Source organism: Prochlorococcus marinus subsp. marinus str. CCMP1375 (genome assembly GCF_000007925.1).
GTDB classification, from domain to species: domain Bacteria; phylum Cyanobacteriota; class Cyanobacteriia; order PCC-6307; family Cyanobiaceae; genus Prochlorococcus_E; species Prochlorococcus_E marinus.
Genome location: NC_005042.1, coordinates 735,264 through 755,532 on the forward strand (window position 1 = coordinate 735,264; position 20,269 = coordinate 755,532).

The following is a 20,269-nucleotide window of genomic DNA, read 5'->3' on the forward strand; positions in this document are numbered from 1 at the left end:
ATTAACTAGAAGATGATTTTACGGTTAATCCTTCATATTCCTCCCAAATATTATTAACTTCAGCAAGAGCTATTCTTTTTTTGCAAGCAACATCGTATCTCTCTAAAGCAGCTGAAGGTATCGACCCCTTGCTTTTCATTGTTCTTAGACCAATTTCTAGACATTGCAATGCCACGCTTGAAAGATCTCTGCCTTCAGCAGCAGCCCATGCTTTCATTAAGTAATTAAGACTAGAAGGAACTGATACTTGGAGTTTTGCAGAGTTTGTTGTGTTAAGAGTTAAATCATCGAGACTATTTTCTTTTTCTAAGATGTGACTTTTTATTGATTTCTTAAGAAGCCTTAGTTTCTCATCAAGCTCAGTGAAAGAATCTTTTTTAGCGATTTTTTGAATTTCATATATATCTTCTTCGCTTTTATTGATTGATTCAATTGCCCATGATGCTGCCTCCTCAGTTAAAGAAGTCTTCCTGAGCCACGCGTCCCTAATTTCGTTCCAAGTCTTTTCCATGCTTTGACTATGTTGCCTTTATTATAATATATCTAGATAGCATGTCTATAGACCCTGAATAGAGTCTATGTGGATATATTACTGATAAGTCTCTTTGGTTTTATGCTTGGCAAGCGTTTTCAAAGTGAATTTATTTACTCGAAATTTCCTAACTCATAAAGAAACAGGACTACTTTCCTTTTTCAAAGGATCCCTCTAGCTAATGGTGTTAGTGCATTGAGGTGTATTGGTATTACTAATGACTATTTGAATTTTTGCCTTTTTATTTAATTAGTAATGAATGTAAAATATTTTCAAATGTTCGAGGTCACCCTCCTATAGAACGGAGAGTGGGGGATTCGAACCCCCGAAGGACTTGCACCCTTGCTAGTTTTCAAGACTAGAGCCATAAACCACTCGACCAACTCTCCACTTTCGATTATACATTTCATAAAATCAAAGAATTCAATTTTTAGCCCATTTTACTTTCCTTTTATAGAGTGCGAATTACTTTTATACTGACGAACTGATAAGAATTTCTCTGAGTAACAAGCTAAATCCTTTGAGGCAATTCGATCTTAATTTATGGCATAATCATTGCGTATATAAGATTTTTCATGGCCAGCTCAAAGAGTAATCAATCCCGTTTCCTAGGTGATTTGCCTATGCAGGGTGAAATATCTGAAAAGGAGAAAGTTCGTTATATTTCTCATTTAATGTTTTTCATAGGCTGTGCCCTCTTTTCTTTTGGTATTTGGGCTCTAACAGGATTTACAGCATCTAGTGGTTCTACAGGTCCATTCCCTTTCTAAGAGTTAGTTAGTTACAACTGATTTGAAAATATTAATTTAATTGTTTCTAAAACTATATATCTCGATCAAGGCTATTTAGCTTTTCATCTCTGCTTTTTAGTAAGGTTTCAAACCATTTTGAAGCTGTGCACCTAGAAATAGATCTATTCCTAAGTAGATCACATATAACTGTGTAAAGAGGACCTACATTAACTGTGTTATCAAACCACTTCTCAAATGCCAATATTTCGGAGGGAGTATTACATGCACGCAACTGATCAATAATTGCATCATGAGTACTTTTACTTAAGATTTCGGTTTGTTTGTGTGCGATAGTCATTTGAAATTTTCTTAAATCATTTATTCCCCTTCTATACCATTAGCTCTTTATGGGCCTTCTTGCATCATTTTTTTCTTTTTATAAATAACTCATATTATTTTTAATATGCCTTAAGCAACTAGAAAAATAATGCTATGGAAAATATAAGATTTATTTATCTACTCTAAATATAGTCAGGAGAAGCCTTGTTAATGAGGCCCTTCACTTATTAATCCAATAGGAGAATTATTTCTGTGGCTTGGCTAGTGGGAGCAAGCACTTGTCAGAATCGCAACCGGCGGGACCGGCTTCTGTTAATTCACCTTGGTCATAAAGACTAAGAGCTTCAAAGAAATCATTGCTGACTCTTCTTTGAATTACTTCTGATTGAAGCCTTTCATATGTTTTTGAATCTATGGGCTCAAAAGGCAATCGAGGGAAAGTAGCATTTGCGTCGAATCTTGCAAGTAATGCTGCTGAGATATAACCCTTGTTGGCCTTTATTGAGTTGTAAATAGCCTCTGATAAAGGACCTATTTCGTTTTCTCTGAATTCTATTGTTGCAGAGGTGTTGTGATCGGTGTAATGACTTTGAACTTGCATATAAAAATCAAATTGAGCTAGGGCTGAGAAATTGTTGATCTCAATCTCATCTGCTCCAGGTATGTTTGCCCAACTGACTTCTGTAGGTATTTCAACTAGCCATTCAGTACATCTCGGATCAAATGGATTATCTAATAGCCTGCCATTTTCGTCTTTGTCAGATTGGGAAGGAACGATTGTATAGCCATAGTCCATACATGCCATTGCTACTGGGTCACTTTTTCGAAAAGTAATTCTTCTAATAAATCTTTGAGCTTTTGGCGGATGCCATCCAGGCGCTGCGCCTGTTAATAGACTTTTTGTGCCTGCTGGCTGGACTGTTGTGCATCTATTAGGTCTACGTAAATTATGTTTATCGCAATAATCCCATACTGTTTGGTTAACAATGTTCTTCCATCTTTTTAAATAATCTGCTTCTTGCTTTTTGAAGCTTTCACCCTGTTCTGAGTTGGGTCTTCCTTTTTCCCACCATTTGAGCCAAGGAGTACCAAAGGCGTGAACAAAAAAGTCAAATAAACCTGTAAAGCTAACTCCAACAATTGGATCTAAAGCTCGACTTTCTCTATAACGATCGACTTCAAAACGATGATTAAGTAGGCATGCTACAGATAGGCCTGCGGCTTTGAATGCTTTTTCTTGACCTTCTTTATCAGAAGGACTGATTTGATTTAGATGTACTTCAGCAAGATTACAGTGAAAATCCGCCCCAAGGATTTCGCCACATGGATTAAGTCCATACCTTCCTAGGCGGTGTTCCATTTCCGCTGAATTTATAGGCCCATAATTATCTTGTAACCATTTTGAGGCCTCTACTCGTCCTTGCTCGCAATAGATTTCAATGAATTCTTCACGAAGCTCTTTTGTTGTAAGAATATCGGCATTTGAACGAGCTATAGCTTCCGGCGCAAATTGAATAGCGCCTTCTCCTGAATGAAATTGCTTTACAACTGCATCATTGATTTCCTTAAGTGTTGGACGCGTGTGATAAACACGAGTATGGTTTGCCATCCTAAGAGCATCTCTTTCAGGATCTATCCTCCAGTTTCCATCTGAATCTTGTTCCCATAGATTTTCTTTTGCAGAAGTAGCAAGAGAATCATTTGATGAAAATTGACGCATTCCTGCGCTTCTACGAATATTTCCAGCAACTATCGTCACCGCTGCTTCGTCAATAAGTAGGCAGCATTCAACAGAAGTCAGTTGTCTGCCTAGGCCTCTGGAAAGAATTCCTGCAACACGAGGATATAAATCCTTTAACTTTACTGGGTTTGCCATTCCTCCAAAGCCTTTTAGAGATTCACCTGCAGGCCTAACATCATTTAAATCAATAGTCACCTCAACTGTTTCACCTTTGAATTGAGGGTCGCTACTTATTTGCAATAGGGCTTGATAGCTATCTACCCATCCTCTTCTGCTATCTCCTACTTTAATTAATACGTTGTTCCCTTTGACAGTAGAACTTGTTTTCTCTTTTCTGTTTTCTGCTTCTGTAATTCCTATCTCTGATACAGATTTTATGTTTATTGGATTAAGAATGATGGGCAGTTTATTGATTAAATGAGGTTCAATTATGGCGCCTGTACCACATCCCATCATCGCTAAATCCATCATCAGGCCAAAGGCTTCCCAATCAACAAGATTGGTTGAAGTGCAATTGTATGCACCTGAGAAATTTTTCTCTTTATTAATCCAATCAGTTCCGCCAATCCAAAGCCAACGTCCAGATGGAAGGGCTTTTTTTTCGGTTTGCATTTGAGCCATCAAAGCCACTTCTTCATTTGTCAGGCTTCCAAGTCGAAGAAGTCCTTGAAGATTTCTTGAACTTACCTGTTCCCAGCTTTCTCTACCAGAAGGGGTTTTGCGACTGTAAGTCCTATAGAAAACAGGGTTGGCAGCAGGAGCTGTTGCTGGAAAAGCTTGAGTAACATCTGGGTCAATTGAAGAATTGCGTTCAATTTTTTGTTTGCTAGCAGCTAGTGACAAAATCTTTATGTCTGTAAGTATTACGCAGGCTAACGCCATCGCTAGCGCAAGCAAGTTTTATTTACCACCATTGACAGTGTCTATTCAAACAACACTAGAAATCCGGCAATTCTTGTGCAACGTGTTACAGAACCAGAGCTGATGTTGGCTCCAGATCAAGTTCAAGCTTATGCAGAAGCTGACTTTTCTTCCTCTGAGGCAAGCATGCTCTCAGAAGTTGATTTGTTAATAAGAGATAGAGGTATGCATATAGATAGAAAGAAATTGATAGTTGACCTTGGTTGCGGTCCAGGGAACATAACGCAAAGGCTTGCTGATCAGTGGCCTGAAGCCAAGGTATTAGGACTTGACGATTCTCCTGAAATGCTGATGTATGCAAGGAAAAAGCAAAAAGAAAAGATTTCTTTCTTAGAAAGGATTACTTATAAAAAAATTAATATATCTCAAATTGCCAATGGTGATTTTCCTTTTAGAGAATGTGCTGATTTGGTTGTAAGTAATAGTCTTATTCATCACATACATGACCCTCTGATTTTTATTAAAGCCTTGAAAAATATTTCTAAACATGGAGCAATTCACTTTCACCGTGATTTACGACGGCCGTCAAGTTTAGAAGAGGCTTTAGCTATAAAGCAAAAACATCTTCCAACAGCACCTTCGGTTATGGAAAAAGATTTTATAGCATCTTTAAAGGCCGCATATACATCAAGAGAAATTAGCCAATACTTGAAGGATTCAGAGCTAAATAGTTTTAAGGTTGTTGAAGTAGATGATAGATATCTAGATGTATTTGGCGTAATAATTTAACTGCAAATATTAGATGCTCAATTTTACGATTTGCGGTAAATAATATTTAAGCTATATATTTCTAAATGAATTTTATATTCCTAGATGTTGAGATATATTATTCAAAGTATCTTTAGGACCTGATAAGCTTATTAGGGGATCCTTAAAGTATATAGAGGCTACACGAAGTATTTCTTTTTCAGTTATTGAATTTATTTTCTCTTTTACTTGTATGTCATGATCCTCTTTCATATTTATACCTAGGAGATAAGCCATTCTCTCTGCTCTTTGAGATATACTTTGAGAATTATGAGCCAAATTTCCTATAAACTTTGCTTTCGCTAGATTTAATTCTTCTTTAGAGATACATTTAGTCTGGATATCCTCCCAGCATTGATTAATAAGTTTAAGAGTTAGCATGCTTTTATCTACAGTAGAGGAGGCATGTATCAAGAATGGGACTTCTAACTCTTTTATAGGATGGTAAACACCAATATCATATGTTAATCCGTTCTTTTCCCTTAGTTTCTTAAACAATAAACTTGACATGCCTGATCCCAAATGGCAGCTGATAATACGAAGCGCTAGATCATCAACATGTGAATGAGGAATTGTTACATTGCCAAACATTATCACAACTTGATTTGTGTTTTGGTAATTAAGTATGACTGATTCATTATTAAACCTATTCTTAGACCTGTTAATAGTTTTATCAATAGTTAAAGTTTCTTTATTTGAGTTTGAGAATGATTTATTAGTTCTGAGAGTTTGAAAATAGTTTTCTACATTTTCTGGTATCGAACCTGAGATTACAATTGTTTTCTTCCTGGAAATTAACGTTTTAGAAAGTGTGCAAATGTCATTAAGACTTATATCCTCTAGATTATTTATAGTCCCTATTGAATCATACTTATAAACATGATTAGGATAAGCTATCTTTTTCCAATTGTTAAATGTTATATAGAAAAGGCTCTCCTTTTGTCTGCTAAGCAATTGAATAGTTAATTTTTTTTCAAGAAGAAACTGATCTTCTTTTAGTAAAGGTTCTGTAACCATAAGACTTATTAGTGGTAGAAGTTCAGGAGATTTATGTTCAGTACATTTTAGTGAAATCATTATCCCATCTTCATAGCTTTCACATTGAAGTTCTGCTCCACATCCTTCAATAAGATCAGAAATATCACAACTGTTATATGGACCACAACCTCTAGTCAATAAAGCAGCCAATAAATTATGAATACCTTTTTTGTTAATTGGATCAGCTCTACTTCCTCCTCTTATCCACAACTTTGTTGATAATATTCCAATTGATCTATAAGGATCTAGTAAAATTTTAGGTGAATCCATTTATTCAGACTTATCCCTCCCTGGCCTAGCAATTAAAGTGAAGCTATTCTTTTGTTGGAGATGAGCAAAAAATACTTTTTGAATATTAGAACTATTCCAATTCTCTAGATATTTTAAAGGTTCTAATAAAGCTTGATGTCGATCCCAAAGGGCTTGCGATGCAGAGATGCCTGCAATTTGAGAAGGTAGCTCTAATCCAAAACAAAGTGCATTTTTTACTAGTTCTTTAGCTCGTTTCATTTCTTTATCAGTTGGCTCATTTCTCAGACAATTTGTAAGCAGGAAAATGATTTCTTTTTCTACTCTTTCTAAATCTTTTTCCAAACATGTAATTTCTAGTAAAAATAAGCTAGCTTTTTCAAGAACTGTTATTTCCATATCCACTGATTCAACAATCTGTAGATTTTCTCGTAAATGCTGCACTAGTCGACTTCTTCGACCTTCTGCAAGAATTGATGTTGCTATATCAGCGCCTACTATCATAAATTGATTATTTGCAGCTGATAAGGGCCAGGCCATTGTTAGACGTGCTGATTCTAGCCTGGGTACTTTTATTTCTTCACGACCTGTTTTAAACGAAGGTGGCAATAATGTTTTTAGATTGAATTCTTTTTGATTTGCTGTGCTTCTTTGTTTTGTTAAATCACTTTTATTCAGTAGAACTTCTAGGTTGCCTGGAATAAAGCCTGCTATTGATAGGGAAAGATTACTTGGTTGATATTGCCTATTATGAAAACTTCTCATGTCTTCGGGAGTAATTGATTTCAATGATTTTTCGATACCTAAGATTGGGCGACCATAAGAATGATTTGGCCAACAATTTCTGAGAAGCGATTGAAAAACTTGTTCTTCTGGTAGGTCTTTATGTTGTGCAATTTCTTCCAAAACAACTTCTCTTTCTAATTGAAACTGATGCTTTGGCAATTTTGGGCTTAAAACTAGGTTTAGTAATAGCTCAATTCCCGTTGTTACTGCTTTGGGTGGGACAAGAACATAATAATGAACATCATCAAGACCTGTAGCTGCATTACTGCTTCCTCCAAGAGCTTCTATCTTTTGATCAAATTCACCTTCTTTTAGCTTGCTGCTGCCTTTGAAAATCATGTGCTCAAGAAAATGGGCTATCCCTTCTTCTCCTTTTTTTTCAAAAGAGCTTCCTCCCTTACACCAGAGATCGATACAGGTTAAGGGTGCCTCGGGAAGATTCGCGATAATGCAGCTTGCTTTGTTTTGAAGACCCAGATAAATAATTTGGGGAGCTTGGATTGATTTCTCCAGAGTTGAATATCAAAGTTCCATTGTGATCCTTTTTCGCATAGTGTTGTATAAATGTTCGCAAAATCTTTTCCTCTGAATCCTTTTTTAGAGTCAGTTGCAGATCGAATTAGGGAACGGGTTAAGGGCTTGACTGGAGTTGAGTCATTAGAGCTAGCCCCTGATTTAAAGAATATTTATGGAAAAACAGATGGTGAAGATTTCTTCATCTTCAATGAATTACACCAATCCAGAGGTTTTCGAAAATTACATATAGAAACGGCAGTATTTGAACCTTCTTTAGAAATACTCCACGTTGTATTTTTCCCAGATCCAGCTTTTGACTTACCCATATTTGGCGTTGATCTAATAGCCGTACCCCAAGGGATCTCAGCAGCAATAGTTGATTTATCTCCTGTGAGGGACAAGTTGCCTAGAACTATTGAAAATCAATTAGCGCAAATAGAAATACCATCTTTTGAGAAGGTTCGGAAATTACCTGATTGGGGTGACATCTTTTCTTCTCATGTTCAATTTATAACCCCAATAGGTGCAGAAGAAAATGGATTTTTCTTGGACTTAGTTGATAAGTTCTTAACCATTCTTATTGACTATTCAGAATCTATTGAACCTGATTTAGATGACTCACCTTTTACAATTGAAAGAATTGAAGGTCAAATGTATTATTGTCTGCAGCAAAAGCAGAACGACAAAACTCGTAATGTTTTGGCTAAGGCGTTTAGTCCTAATTGGGCTAATCAGTACATTGAAATGGTTCTTTTTGATATGCCAGTTCATACTAAAAATTTAGACAATTGAAGTATTTCTTTTATACTGGATTGGGCTTTTTAGTGATATTAATTACCCTTGCCTCATTGCGTAAAGCTCCTGTTTCAAAAGAAATTTCTTCTAGAACTAATATTGTTAGAAGCATAGAAGCAGTAGCAGCTTTAGGTCAATTATCACCTTCTGGTGAAATAAGATCATTGGCTGCTCCAACAAGTGGTTTTGGTGGAACTCCTCGCATAAAAACTATATTAATTAGTGAAGGAGATAAGGTTCAAAAAGGACAAATACTTGCAATATTTGATAACCAGCCTAAGATTACTGCGGATTTAGATTTGAGCCAGGCACGTTTAAATAAAATAAATAAAAAGATAATTTCTCAAAAAAGAGAGGTCGCTAGATATAAAGAATCTGTTTCTGAAGGCGCCACTCCTAGAATGATTTTTGATCGGGAAAATGATTATTTAACTGAGTTATTGGGTGAGAGAAATGAAATTCTTGCAGAAATTAAAGGCCTAGAAGTAGATCTTTTAGATACTCAATTAAAAAGCCCTATAAACGGGATAGTTCTAAAGATTAATTCTAGAGAAGGGGAAAGGCCTAGTTCAGAAGGAGTCCTTAAGGTAGGGTCTAGTCAACTTATGGAAGCTTTGATTGAGGTATATGAATCTGATATAAACAGAATCAGATTAGGTCAAAATGTTTCACTCATTAGTGAAAATGGAGGCTTTAGTGGAACGCTTTTAGGCCAAGTAAAAAGAATCAGTCCTCAGGTAAGACAACGAAGAGTTTTGACCACAGATCCAACTGGAGATGCAGACGCAAGAGTTGTAGAAGTCCGAATTACTTTAAATCCTAATTCTGTTTTAAAAGTTGAAAGATATACAGGTATGAAAGTTATAGCTAGGTTTGAACCATAGTGAAGATTTCTTTCTGGCATAGAAGGGGTATTCCTTTGGCTTGGCTATTGCTAACAAGGCAACCTCTTCGTTTATTAGTTGCAATAGCAGGAATATGTTTTGCTGGAATACTTATGTTTATGCAATTGGGTTTTAGGGACGGCTTATTTGATGCAAGTGTTACTGTGCATAAGTTATTTGATGCTGATTTAGTTTTAATAAGTCCTCGGTCTATGAGCTCAATAAGTATGAGTGCTTTCCCAAGGCGAAGACTTGTCCAAACAATGGCTCATAAAGATGTAATTGGGACTACACCTGTCAATTGGAATTTCTTACTTTGGCGCAATCCGGAAACACTTTCTACAAGGTCAATACTTGCTTTAGGTTTTGAGCCAACTGATCCTCTTTTAATAGATCCTGGCTTTCCTCTTAAAGCAGAAGTCCTAAAGAATTCAGGCCGAGTTTTGTTTGATGTCCTTTCTAGAGAAGAATTTGGTCCAGTTGAGAAATGGATCTCTGAAGGGAAAATTGTTGAAACTGAAGTAGGAGGTAAGAGAGTTCGTGTAGCAGGACTAGTAAGCCTTGGCCCTTCTTTTGGCGCTGATGGAAATTTGATCACTAGTAGAGAAACTTTCCTTAAATTATTACCAACTTCATCTGTAGGCAGTATAGAGATAGGACTTGTTCGTTTAAGAACAGAAGCAAATTCAGAAGACGTTATTAGATCTTTAAAGGCTAGTTTGCCTAATGATGTAAAGGTTTTAAGTAGGAATGAATTTATAGATTTTGAGAAGAATTATTGGCGGAATAGCACTTCTATAGGATTTATTTTCACCCTAGGAGCAGCTATGGGCTTTGTGGTTGGATGTGTGATTGTTTATCAGATTTTATATAGCGATGTGAGTGATCATCTTGCTGAATATGCAACCTTGATGGCTATGGGCTACCAATTGAGAACTTTATTTGGTGTAGTTGCTAGAGAAGGAATTTTTCTTGCGGTCATGGGATATCTTCCTGCATATGTTTCAGGGCAAGCTTTATATGCTTTGGTAAGGAGTTCAACTAAATTACCTGTGGCTATGGATCCTCAAAGAGCAGTTCTTGTTTTTTTCTTAATCTTATTTATGTGCATGGCTTCTGCTTCCTTTGCAATGAGAAGACTAATTGATGCAGATCCTGCAGAAATTTTTTAAACCTTTCATGCATAATGAACCAAAACGATAATTCATACAAATTAAATTCAACTGTTCAAATTAAAGGTTTAAATTATTGGTATGGAAATGGGTTAACAAGAAAACAGGTCCTTTATTCAATATCAATGAAGATCGATCCCGGCGAGGTCATTTTATTGACCGGCCCTTCGGGATGTGGAAAAACTACATTGCTTACTCTGATAGGAGCTTTGCGCAAAACACAGCAAGGAGAATTATTTGTTCTTGGTCATCAACTTCATGGATCTGAAAGAAAAACTCGTCAAATCGTTAGAAAGAACATTGGAATGATTTTTCAGGGGCATAATCTCCTTAGATGCCTCACTGCTGAACAAAATGTTCAAATGGGCTCAGATTTGTTACAAAGACTTTCTTATCAGGCACGTAGAGATAATTCAAGAGAATGGTTGAGAGCAGTAGGTCTAGCAGATCAAATGAATAAGCTTCCTCATGATCTTTCTGGGGGACAAAAACAAAGAGTTGCTATTGCGAGAGCATTATCTGCACGTCCAAAATTATTATTAGCAGATGAACCAACTTCTGCTCTCGATAGCGTTACTGGTAGAGAAATTGTTTCTTTACTTAAACGACTTGCAATTGAGCAGAATTGTTCAGTACTAATGGTCACACATGATCCACGCATTCTTGATGTGGCAGATCGTCTTTTAAATATGGAAGATGGCAGATTACTGCCTATTGTTCAGTAGGCTGTATAAATAATATAAATTCTAAAGACATGTCTAAGCGAAGAAATCTAAAGAAAGAGAAACAAGAAAGGAATAGAGCTTATGCAAGAAAGTTTAAAAAACGTAAGCTTCGTTCAGATGGAGCTGGTGCTGGCAATGGAGTTACTGGTACAGCAAATAATGGCGGAGCTGCAGATTAGAGCAATTAATTCTTCGTTTGATTTCTAATGAATTTTATAAGATTGTCTTTTTTATAAAAATGAACTTACTTTTTATCTAAAACTAAGGAGTTATTCGAATGTTCATAAGTGTTGTGATACCAACATATAACCGCTTGCCGATTTTGTTGAAGTGTTTAAAAGCTTTGGAAGTTCAGAGGGTATCTAGTCAGATTCAAGGTTATGAAATAGTAGTTGTTGATGATGGTTCAAGTGATGGCACTTACTCATGGTTAGAAAAGAATTGTGAGCTATTTCCTCATGTCGTATTGATCAAGCAAAACCATGGAGGACCAGGCTTAGGAAGAAATAACGGAGTGCAGCAATCTAGAGGTGATGTGATTATTTTTATTGACAGTGATTTAGTGGTCACAGAAACTTTCATTGAAAGCCATATCACTAGCCTTCGCAAGGCTTGGAGGAGAAGAGGAGACAAGCTTTGTTTTACTTATGGAGCAGTTATAAATACTGCTAATTTTGATAGCCCAATTTCCGAACCTCATAAATTGACAGACCTTTCATGGGCTTATTTTGCTACAGGGAATGTTGCTATTGAAAAAACAATATTGGAGGAATCCGGTCTTTTTGACCCCGCTTTTAAGTTATATGGATGGGAAGATTTAGAACTTGGTGAGCGACTTAGGCAAATGGGTGTAGAGCTAATTAAATGTCCTAATGCAGTTGGGTATCATTGGCATCCAGCTTTTAGTATTAATCAAATTCCATCTTTGAAGCAAGTTGAACGTGAGAGAGCAAAGATGGCAATTATTTTCTATAGAAAACACCCAACTTTGCGAGTGCGTTTTATTATTCAATTTACTTTATTTCATAGAATTCTCTGGGAAAGCTTGACTTTAGGTGGACTTATAAATGATGTAACTATTAGACCGTTGTTGAAATTTCTTATACGTATAAATCGACCAGGATTGGCAATGCAAGTTTTAAGAGTACCTTTAAATCTTGTTGGAGTTAGAGAGATTTTTCGAGAAGCAACACTTAACGGCCTTCATTGATTTCGTCTTTTGGTAGATTAGTGAAGTAATAAAAACTCCGCACATCTGACTGTTTCGGGTGATCAAAGTAAATTAATTATTTATTAAGCACTTTGTATCCCTGTCAGGTGGAGGCTAACCCGAAACCCTAATCAAATGGCTGTTGTAACTCTTTCTGAGATGATGGAAGCTGGTGCTCATTTTGGGCACCAGACTCGTAGATGGAATCCAAAGATGTCTCGCTACATTTATTGTGCGAGAAATGGTGTACACATCATTGATCTAGTTAAAACTGCTGTATGTATGAATAATGCATACAAGTGGACAAGAAATGCTGCGAAAAGTGGAAAAAGATTTTTATTTGTTGGAACAAAGAAGCAGGCTTCAGAAGTTGTAGCTCAAGAAGCTGCAAGATGTGGTGCTTCTTATGTGAATCAACGTTGGCTTGGAGGGATGCTAACTAATTGGACAACAATGAAAGCTCGCATTGATCGACTAAAGGATTTGGAGCGAATGGAATCTAGTGGAGCTATTGCTATGAGGCCTAAGAAAGAGGCTTCTGTTTTGAGGCATGAACTAGAAAGATTGCAAAAATATCTTGGAGGCTTGAAGGGTATGAAGCGTTTGCCTGATGTCGTAGTTTTAGTTGATCAAAGAAGAGAAACTAATGCTGTTTTAGAAGCAAGGAAATTAGATATTCCCTTGGTGTCAATGTTGGACACCAATTGTGATCCCGATCTATGTGAAGTTCCAATCCCATGTAATGACGATGCTGTTAGATCTGTTCAGCTGGTTCTTGGAAGAATTGCAGACGCAATAAATGAAGGGCGTCATGGATCTAATGATCAGCGAGCGCGCCAGAAATATTCATAATAATTTTTAGGGATTTAATTTTGCTGTTGCCCTAATTCAAAAACTAACGGTATTTTTAACTCACACACTAAAGAAAATGTCATCTATTACAGCAAAGCTTGTAAAAGATCTTAGAGATAAGACAGGTGCAGGAATGATGGATTGTAAGAAAGCATTAGCAGAGACAAGTGGTGATATTTCTAAGGCTGTTGAATGGTTACGCCAAAAAGGTATAGCTAGTGCAGAAAAAAAATCAGGAAGAGTTGCAGCTGAAGGCGCTATTGGTAGTTATATTCATACTGGCTCTAGGGTTGGAGTTCTAATTGAACTGAATTGTGAAACAGATTTTGTTGCTCGTGGAGAATTATTTCAGGGTCTTTTAAGAGATGTTTCGATGCAAGTAGCTGCTTGCCCTAATGTTGAATATGTAGCTGTTGATGATATTCCAAAAGATATTGTCGATAAGGAGAAGAATATAGAAATGGGTAGAGATGATTTAGCTGGAAAACCAGAGCAAATCAAAACTAAGATTGTTGAGGGAAGAATAGGAAAAAGGTTAAAAGAACTGGCATTGATAGAACAACCATTTATTCGTGATAGTTCAATTACTGTAGAGCAACTTGTAAAACAGGTTGCAGGTCAAATAGGGGAGAATGTAAAGGTTCGTAGATTTACTCGTTATACCCTTGGAGAGGGAATTGAAGTAGAAGAGTCTGATTTTGCTGCAGAAGTAGCTTCAATGTCTTCCTAGAGATTTTGACTTCTGATCCGAAAATTCATTCTGCTTTTGACCCTATTAAGCAGCTTGAGCTGCTTAATAGGAAATGTGAATCTTTAAGCTCAGAGATATATAAAATCAATGCTTTCTATTTAAAACTTGTTAGATCAGTCTTGCCAGATGTTGTTAAAGAGGCAATTTATCAGTTAATTTTGTCGAATAATAATAGTCTAAGTAATATTTCATTAGATAAAAACGGTGAATCATTTCAAGAAAATATAAAATCTAGTTTATCTGAATGTATATCATTACTAACAATAGAGAATCTCATGATATTTTCTAGGACATTAGAAAAAGAAAATATCAAAGTGAATAAGGATTCAGAATCTTTGTTTAAGGAAATGGTAAGTCAGACAGATCTTGAACCTAAACTAAGTGTTGAAAATAACCTTGGCTCTTTAGAATTAAGTTTATCGTTGCCTACTGAGAATCAAATTGATATAAATAGTTGGGATATTTCCAATAGCAATTTTAACTCTTATGATGCTGATTATGGAATTAATGAAGATATTAATGAAGATATTAATGAAGATATTAATGAAGATATTAATGAAGATATTAATGATTCTAGTTCAGTTAATAATCAAAACGATAAAGATATCATAAAGTCTATTTTCATGATGGCTGGAAAATTAATTAATCAAAAAGTTGACTCTTCTAAAAGTAAAGAAGACCTTGATAATATCGAGAATGAAGATGATAAGATTATCTTAAATGATACTTTGTTACCACAAACTCCAGAAGAACTTTATAGATGGTCTATTTCAATTGAAACAGCTCTTACTCGAAGATTGAGAAATCTTTCCCATTTAATAAATATTGAGTTAATTAGATTAGGTGTAATTAATAGTTTTATACCAATAAATCTTCTAGATGCAGTTATTTCAGGACAGGTTCCGTCTGTTAATGCTCCTTCAAATATTCTTAAACTTCTATTGCCAACGTCATCTGCTTACAATAATGAGATTGATATCACTTGCCTGTTAATCCGTTTATCTGAACTAGAGTTCGATAACTTGCGTCTTAGACAATGTAGACAGGAAATCACTAAACAAAGAAATAGCTTGACTAAGATGATTCGCCAACAACGTTATTGGCAAAGCAAATCTCTCGCTAAAGAAATTAAAGAACATTGGTGGAACAATACAAAGACAGAAAAAAACAAAACTCTTTAGAGTTAAGAGATCAACAGATTAATGCGCTAAATAATTGGGTAAGACTTTTACAAAAGGCTTTAACAGTTGAAGCTGAGAATGGCTTCAAAAATATTCATGGTAGGGCTGAACACTTTAATTCTTTCCTTTCTAGAGAAATAAAAGAATTCAAGTCTCCCCTTTTATCTAATGAAATAGACAAAAAACTAACTTTATTTGCAAAATCGTTTGATGACTACCCAACTTCTGATCTCCCAATTAAAAGACGTTTGATTATTGATGCTAGACAACTACTTTACCGTTTGAGTAAGGAGTATCAGATTAAAGATATTCCTTCTCCTCCAAAGTTAAGGATGTCAGATAGTCAATCAACTGCGAATGATATTAGACAACACCTACGCATAGATAGTCCTCTTGGAGAAGTTAAGGGTGTAGGCACTAAAATGTGCGAATGTTTTGCGGCTTTGAACCTTTTTGTAATTAAAGACCTTCTTTTCCATTATCCGAGAGATTATGTTGATTATTCATCGCTTAAAAGAATTTTTTCATTAGTACCTGGAGAAACTACTACTATAATAGCTACTATAAGGCGTAGTAATTCCTATACAAGTCCACGCAATCAAAATTTATCTATACTTGAATTACATCTTGAAGACATGACAGGTCGTATAAAAATAAGTAAATTCTTTATAGGTAGAAGGTTTAGTAAACGCTCTTTTCTGAAGAAGCAGGAATCTTTATATCCAAAAGGTACAATTGTAGCTGTAAGTGGTTTGGTCAAAGGAAATAGTTATGGCAAGTCGTTTAACGATCCATTGATTGAAGTCCTTGAACATAAGCAAGCACTTCTTAAATCTCAAACGATAGGAAGGATCTTGCCTATATACCAGTTAACAGATGGATTAAAAGCAGATCGTCTAAGGCAAATTGTTCATTCAGTTATACCTTTGGCATTAGACTTGGAAGACCCCTTGCCTGTTAATACACGTGAATCTCTTTCTCTTTTAGATAAAGGTGAAGCTATTAAACAGATACATAGACCTAGAAATCAGGAGTATCTAAAGAAAGCAAAAAGGAGACTTGTTTTTGATGAATTTTTGTTTTTACAACTTGGCCTACTGAAGCGTCGATTAGAACTCGGAAAATGTAAAGCCCCTTCGTTATTTATTAACAAGGAAAGAGAGGGTTTTACAGAGCAGTTTTTAAAACTCCTTCCTTTTGCATTGACTAATTCTCAGCAACAAGTTTTGACACAGATTGAATCCGACATTGCTATGTCTAAGCCTATGTCTAGATTAGTTCAAGGTGATGTGGGATGTGGTAAGACTGTTGTTGCAATAGCTGCACTTTTGAGAGCAGTTGAGTCAGGTTGGCAAGGTGCATTCATGGCTCCCACTGAGGTCCTTGCTCAACAGCATTATTTAACACTTTGCAAGTGGCTACCTCAACTACATGTCACTGTTGAATTGCTTACAGGTTCTACTGCTGCAAAGGAAAGAAAACGAATTTTTGCTGATCTTTCTAACGGGAATTTGAAAATAATTGTTGGAACACATGCCCTTATTGAAGAATCTGTTTCATTTCGCCGTCTGGGTTTAGTAGTTGTTGATGAACAACATCGGTTTGGTGTTAATCAGAGAAACTTATTGCTGAATAAAGGTCTTCACCCTCACCTTTTAACTATGACCGCGACTCCTATTCCAAGGACCTTAGCCCTTTCTATACATGGTGATTTAGACGTGAGTCAAATTAATGAATTGCCTCCAGGGAGGACTCCCATAGAAACACAACTTATGCCAAGTTCTGAAAGGTATCAAGCATATGAAGCTATTAAGGAACAACTTGATATTGGGAGTCAGGCCTATGTAGTTCTTCCTTTAGTTGATGAATCAGAAAAATTAGAATTACGTTCAGCAATAGACGTATACCATGAATTATCCTCAGAAATATTGAGCGAATATAAAGTAGGTTTATTACATGGACGTATGCATAGCAGTGAGAAAAAGGGCATTATTAATAAATTTGTAAATAAGGAAATAGAAGTACTTGTTTCAACGACTGTAGTTGAGGTTGGGGTAGATGTCCCTGAAGCTACGATGATGGTAATTGATCATGCCGATAGATTTGGATTAGCCCAATTACATCAATTGCGCGGACGAGTGGGTAGAGGAACTAAAGATTCTAAATGTATACTCATTGACACAGCTAAATCATTGGCTTCTAAAAATAGACTTGAAGTATTGGTTAATTCACATGATGGTTTTGAAATATCTGAAATTGATCTTCGTTTACGAGGACCTGGACAAGTTTTAGGAACAAGACAGTCGGGTCTCCCTGATTTTGCTTTGGCTAATTTAGTTAATGATGAAACAATTCTGGAATCTGCTAGAGAAGAAGCAGAAAAAATCTTGAAGAGTGATCCTGATTTGATTCAAAACAAGTTGTTGAAAATAATGTTAGATGACTATTGGAATAGATTGGTTACTAAAACACAACTTAATTAAATAATTTTCTATCATTAAATTTACTAATCATATAATCAAGTACACAAGTAAATTCCTTTGATTAGGTAAATTATTTTTCATGTATTTGCAGTGTTGAGACCTTGGAACAAGATACCTATTCTCCATTCAAAGGAGCCTTTGATTTGCTTGCCTGAGGAACTCTATTGTTTGAAGCCCCATGCTTATCAGTCACTAGGAGCCCCTTATGGTGATTTAGCCTCTCCTTGGATGTTAAGACAAGATGTTATACGTCGTTTATTAATTGCCCAAGGTTATCTCCAGAAGATTGAACCACAGTTTTGCCTAGCTTTATTTGATTGTTGGCGACCAATCAGGGTTCAGAAGTTCATGTATGAATACGCAATAAACCAGGAATGTATTTCAAGAGGTATAGATAGATTTGAAAGTGCAGGCTCTTCTGAATTAAAGGATGTAATTGAATCTGTTGCTACCTTTTGGGCCTTGCCAAGCTTAGACAAGTCAATGCCTCCACCTCATAGTACGGGAGGCGCTGTAGATCTTACCATTGCTACTAAAGATGGTGTGTCCCTAGAGATGGGAGGGCAGATTGATTGTATGGGACCAATATCACGTCCAGATTATTATTTTGAAGCTGCACATTCTAATCGTGATTCTTCAGCTCATTTGTGGCATTCAAGGAGAATGATCCTTTTAGATGTAATGAAACGTTCTGGATTTGTTCAACATCCTCATGAGTGGTGGCATTTCAGTTACGGTGATCAGCTTTGGGCTTGGTCTAATAATTCTCAAGCAGGGTTTTATGGAGCTGTAGATGAATCTGATAGCAAATCCATTATTAACTGATCAGACAATGATGAAATATAATCTCCAAAACTAGTTTCAAGAGAATTCTGCTTCCAGTTAATGAATAATGGTTCAAGTGTTGCCTCTAATTTATCTATATGCATTTTCTGAAGATATGGCTTTGCCAATCTTTGCAGGTTAGGACTCCCCCCTAGCCACAATTGATATTGATTAACTCCACTACCTACTAAGGCCAATTCAGCCATGTAAGGTCTTGCACATCCATTTGGACAACCTGTCATTCTTAACAAAATTGATTTTTGGATTTTTAGCTTTTTTAATTGAATATCAATACGGTTAATTAGTTCAGGAAGGAATCGCTCGGCTTCTGTAATAGCTAATCCACATAAAGGTAATGCCGGACAAGCTATAGCATGTCTAGATATATCATTCATAGAGGATGGGGCAGGTATGTTTATGCCTGCTAATTCTTTTTTGATTGACGAAACTTGATAGTTTCCAATATTGCAAAGTAATAGGTCTTGATTTGGAGTTAACCTAATTTCAAGTTGATATTTTTCAACAACACATCTTATTATCTCCTTAATATCTCCACTAAGTCGGCCTGATATTAGTGGTATACCTACAAAGTAAAGTCCTTTGCTTTGTTTGTTCCATCCCAAGTAATCTTTAAGTCTTGTAGTGGGTTCTGGATGAATCTCTTGCAATCCTTTAAAAAAGTATTTACTTATAAGCTTATTTTTAAACCATTTAAGACCTTTGTTATGAAGTAAATATTTCATCCTTGCATTCTTCCTAAGTTTCCTGTTGCCGAAATCTCGTTGAAGAGTGAGTATTGACTGAACTAAGCTCAGTACATCTTTAGCATCTATATAACCAAGTGGATCAGCAATACGTGCAAAGGTTGTTTCAGTATTATGTATTCTCCCCATACCTCCCCCTACATAGACATTACAACCTTTTAATTCACCATTGTTTTTTGTAAAAGCTACTAAACCAATATCATGAGTTAACAGATCAACCGAGTTGTCTCCAGGGACAGTAACTGCACATTTAAATTTGCGAGGTAAGTATGTTGACCCATAAAGTGGCTCTTGTGAGTCACCACTAAATAAACCTTTAGAAAATTGTTGTTTCCTTGTATCTTGAACTTTTTTTGAGGGGCAAATTTTATAAGTTAAATCACCATCAGCCCAAAGCTCTAGATAAGTACCTTCAGCTGTTAAAGGTATTAGCAAATCAGCGATTTCATTTGCTAATTTGCGAGCAGCTGGGTATCCACCCTTGTTATAAGGTGCTGCAGGTGCCATAACATTTCTATTAATGTCACCGCATGCAGCAAGTGTCGAGCCCATTGATTTTACAATTGTACTTATAACTTCTTTAAGATTTTCTTTTCGTATACCGTGCATTTGAAAGGCTTGCCTTGTTGTAGCTCTAAGTGTTTTGTTCCCAAATCGATTAGATAAATCATCTAATGCAACAAACAATTCGGCGGGAATATATCCACCTGGACTGCGAAGGCGAAGCATCATTTGCCAGTCTTTATCTAAACCCTTTTTTCGATTCTCTCGATTGTCTTGCTGATAACTACCGTGAAATTTCAGTAGCTGAACAGCGTCGTTTGAAAAATGATTGGATTCGTTTTTTAATTCTGAGGCCAGAGGTTCTTTTAAATAGTTGCTGTCTGCCTTAAACTGCTCAAACTTGGACCGATCTTGACCATTAGCAATACATGGGAACAACTCTGGATCCTTTATATCTTCAGATTGGATGTTTTCTGTTGTCACGAATTGGGTTTTTTGACCAAATTACTTAAAACAATCATAC

Annotated in this window: 19 protein-coding genes and 1 tRNA gene; 13 read left to right on the forward strand and 7 right to left on the reverse strand. The window is 36.1% G+C overall.

What is annotated here, in order from left to right:
* Position 1: 1 nt before the first annotated feature.
* Both PRO_RS04000 and PRO_RS04005 read right to left on the reverse strand, forming a co-directional pair.
* Positions 2-511, reverse strand: coding sequence for a hypothetical protein (locus PRO_RS04000; protein ID WP_011124964.1), 510 nt, complete (start codon positions 509-511; stop codon positions 2-4).
* Between the two features lie 323 nt (positions 512-834).
* Positions 835-921, reverse strand: a tRNA-Ser gene (locus PRO_RS04005).
* A 186-nt stretch (positions 922-1,107) separates the two neighbouring features.
* Between PRO_RS04005 and PRO_RS04010 the strand changes: the two genes are divergently transcribed.
* Positions 1,108-1,302, forward strand: a complete 195-nt coding sequence (locus PRO_RS04010; protein WP_011124965.1) for a hypothetical protein — start codon at positions 1,108-1,110, stop codon at positions 1,300-1,302.
* 52 nt (positions 1,303-1,354) lie between these two features.
* Here PRO_RS04010 and PRO_RS04015 read toward each other — a convergent pair whose 3' ends face one another.
* On the reverse strand, positions 1,355-1,621 hold the full coding sequence (locus PRO_RS04015; protein WP_011124966.1) for a hypothetical protein: 267 nt from the start codon (positions 1,619-1,621) through the stop codon (positions 1,355-1,357).
* A gap of 225 nt (positions 1,622-1,846) precedes the next feature.
* Positions 1,847-4,225: a ribonucleoside-triphosphate reductase, adenosylcobalamin-dependent gene (gene nrdJ / locus PRO_RS04020; RefSeq protein ID WP_413315188.1), complete on the reverse strand. Its 2,379-nt coding sequence runs from the start codon at positions 4,223-4,225 to the stop codon at positions 1,847-1,849.
* A gap of 75 nt (positions 4,226-4,300) precedes the next feature.
* Here nrdJ and PRO_RS04025 point away from each other — a divergent pair, with 75 nt between their 5' ends.
* Entirely contained in the window at positions 4,301-4,993 is a 693-nt protein-coding gene (locus PRO_RS04025; protein ID WP_011124968.1) for a class I SAM-dependent methyltransferase, read from the forward strand.
* Between the two features lie 72 nt (positions 4,994-5,065).
* On the opposite strand, the gene PRO_RS04030 is transcribed toward PRO_RS04025, so the two are convergent.
* Together PRO_RS04030 and PRO_RS04035 are read right to left on the reverse strand one after the other, a co-directional pair.
* Positions 5,066-6,319 (reverse strand): M16 family metallopeptidase, encoded by a 1,254-nt coding sequence (locus PRO_RS04030; RefSeq protein ID WP_011124969.1) that lies wholly within the window; start codon positions 6,317-6,319, stop codon positions 5,066-5,068.
* Positions 6,320-7,597: a M16 family metallopeptidase gene (locus PRO_RS04035; protein WP_011124970.1), complete on the reverse strand. Its 1,278-nt coding sequence runs from the start codon at positions 7,595-7,597 to the stop codon at positions 6,320-6,322.
* Positions 7,598-7,648: 51 nt separating this feature from the next.
* On the opposite strand from PRO_RS04035, the gene PRO_RS04040 reads away from it, so the two are divergent.
* From PRO_RS04040 to PRO_RS04085, 11 genes are all read left to right on the forward strand, one after another.
* Complete coding sequence (locus PRO_RS04040) at positions 7,649-8,392, forward strand: phycocyanobilin:ferredoxin oxidoreductase (RefSeq protein WP_011124971.1); 744 nt, start codon at positions 7,649-7,651, stop codon at positions 8,390-8,392.
* 32 nt (positions 8,393-8,424) lie between these two features.
* Entirely contained in the window at positions 8,425-9,279 is an 855-nt protein-coding gene (locus PRO_RS04045) for an ABC exporter membrane fusion protein (RefSeq protein ID WP_011124972.1), read from the forward strand.
* Positions 9,279-10,451 (forward strand): ABC transporter permease DevC, encoded by a 1,173-nt coding sequence (gene devC / locus PRO_RS04050; protein WP_011124973.1) that lies wholly within the window; start codon positions 9,279-9,281, stop codon positions 10,449-10,451. Before PRO_RS04045 ends, devC begins: the two co-directional genes overlap by 1 nt.
* 14 nt (positions 10,452-10,465) lie before the next feature.
* Positions 10,466-11,176, forward strand: a complete 711-nt coding sequence (locus tag PRO_RS04055) for a DevA family ABC transporter ATP-binding protein (protein WP_011124974.1) — start codon at positions 10,466-10,468, stop codon at positions 11,174-11,176.
* A gap of 29 nt (positions 11,177-11,205) precedes the next feature.
* Entirely contained in the window at positions 11,206-11,355 is a 150-nt protein-coding gene (locus tag PRO_RS09375) for a hypothetical protein (RefSeq protein ID WP_011124975.1), read from the forward strand.
* A 98-nt stretch (positions 11,356-11,453) separates the two neighbouring features.
* Positions 11,454-12,386, forward strand: coding sequence for a glycosyltransferase family 2 protein (locus PRO_RS04060; RefSeq protein WP_011124976.1), 933 nt, complete (start codon positions 11,454-11,456; stop codon positions 12,384-12,386).
* A gap of 135 nt (positions 12,387-12,521) precedes the next feature.
* The gene (gene rpsB, locus PRO_RS04065) at positions 12,522-13,238 is read left to right on the forward strand and encodes a 30S ribosomal protein S2 (protein ID WP_011124977.1); all 717 of its coding nucleotides are present in this window, start codon (positions 12,522-12,524) and stop codon (positions 13,236-13,238) included.
* A gap of 76 nt (positions 13,239-13,314) precedes the next feature.
* Positions 13,315-13,968, forward strand: coding sequence for a translation elongation factor Ts (gene tsf, locus PRO_RS04070; RefSeq protein WP_011124978.1), 654 nt, complete (start codon positions 13,315-13,317; stop codon positions 13,966-13,968).
* A 5-nt stretch (positions 13,969-13,973) separates the two neighbouring features.
* Positions 13,974-15,170 carry a hypothetical protein gene (locus tag PRO_RS04075; protein ID WP_011124979.1) on the forward strand — a complete coding sequence of 399 codons (1,197 nt, stop codon included), beginning with the start codon at positions 13,974-13,976 and terminating at the stop codon, positions 15,168-15,170.
* On the forward strand, positions 15,128-17,653 hold the full coding sequence (gene recG / locus PRO_RS04080; protein ID WP_011124980.1) for an ATP-dependent DNA helicase RecG: 2,526 nt from the start codon (positions 15,128-15,130) through the stop codon (positions 17,651-17,653). The genes PRO_RS04075 and recG overlap by 43 nt, the downstream gene beginning before the upstream one ends.
* A gap of 147 nt (positions 17,654-17,800) precedes the next feature.
* Positions 17,801-18,478, forward strand: coding sequence for a M15 family metallopeptidase (locus tag PRO_RS04085; RefSeq protein ID WP_011124981.1), 678 nt, complete (start codon positions 17,801-17,803; stop codon positions 18,476-18,478).
* Here the strand turns inward: PRO_RS04085 and PRO_RS04090 are convergent.
* Positions 18,433-20,229 (reverse strand): NADPH-dependent assimilatory sulfite reductase hemoprotein subunit, encoded by a 1,797-nt coding sequence (locus PRO_RS04090; protein ID WP_011124982.1) that lies wholly within the window; start codon positions 20,227-20,229, stop codon positions 18,433-18,435. The two genes, PRO_RS04085 and PRO_RS04090, sit on opposite strands and share 46 nt — an antisense overlap.
* Positions 20,230-20,269 lie beyond the last annotated feature (40 nt).

Excerpts from the sequence above, each read along its gene's own strand:
- PRO_RS04000 (WP_011124964.1), bottom strand. The coding sequence starts at position 511 with ATGGAAAAGACTTGGAACGAAATTAGGGACGCGTGGCTCAGGAAGACT.
- PRO_RS04010 (WP_011124965.1), top strand. The coding sequence starts at position 1,108 with ATGGCCAGCTCAAAGAGTAATCAATCCCGTTTCCTAGGTGATTTGCCT.
- PRO_RS04015 (WP_011124966.1), bottom strand. The coding sequence starts at position 1,621 with ATGACTATCGCACACAAACAAACCGAAATCTTAAGTAAAAGTACTCAT.
- nrdJ (WP_413315188.1), bottom strand. The coding sequence starts at position 4,225 with ATGGCGTTAGCCTGCGTAATACTTACAGACATAAAGATTTTGTCACTA.
- PRO_RS04030 (WP_011124969.1), bottom strand. The coding sequence starts at position 6,319 with ATGGATTCACCTAAAATTTTACTAGATCCTTATAGATCAATTGGAATA.
- PRO_RS04040 (WP_011124971.1), top strand. The coding sequence starts at position 7,649 with ATGTTCGCAAAATCTTTTCCTCTGAATCCTTTTTTAGAGTCAGTTGCA.
- PRO_RS04055 (WP_011124974.1), top strand. The coding sequence starts at position 10,466 with ATGAACCAAAACGATAATTCATACAAATTAAATTCAACTGTTCAAATT.
- PRO_RS09375 (WP_011124975.1), top strand. The coding sequence starts at position 11,206 with ATGTCTAAGCGAAGAAATCTAAAGAAAGAGAAACAAGAAAGGAATAGA.
- PRO_RS04060 (WP_011124976.1), top strand. The coding sequence starts at position 11,454 with ATGTTCATAAGTGTTGTGATACCAACATATAACCGCTTGCCGATTTTG.
- rpsB (WP_011124977.1), top strand. The coding sequence starts at position 12,522 with ATGGCTGTTGTAACTCTTTCTGAGATGATGGAAGCTGGTGCTCATTTT.
- tsf (WP_011124978.1), top strand. The coding sequence starts at position 13,315 with ATGTCATCTATTACAGCAAAGCTTGTAAAAGATCTTAGAGATAAGACA.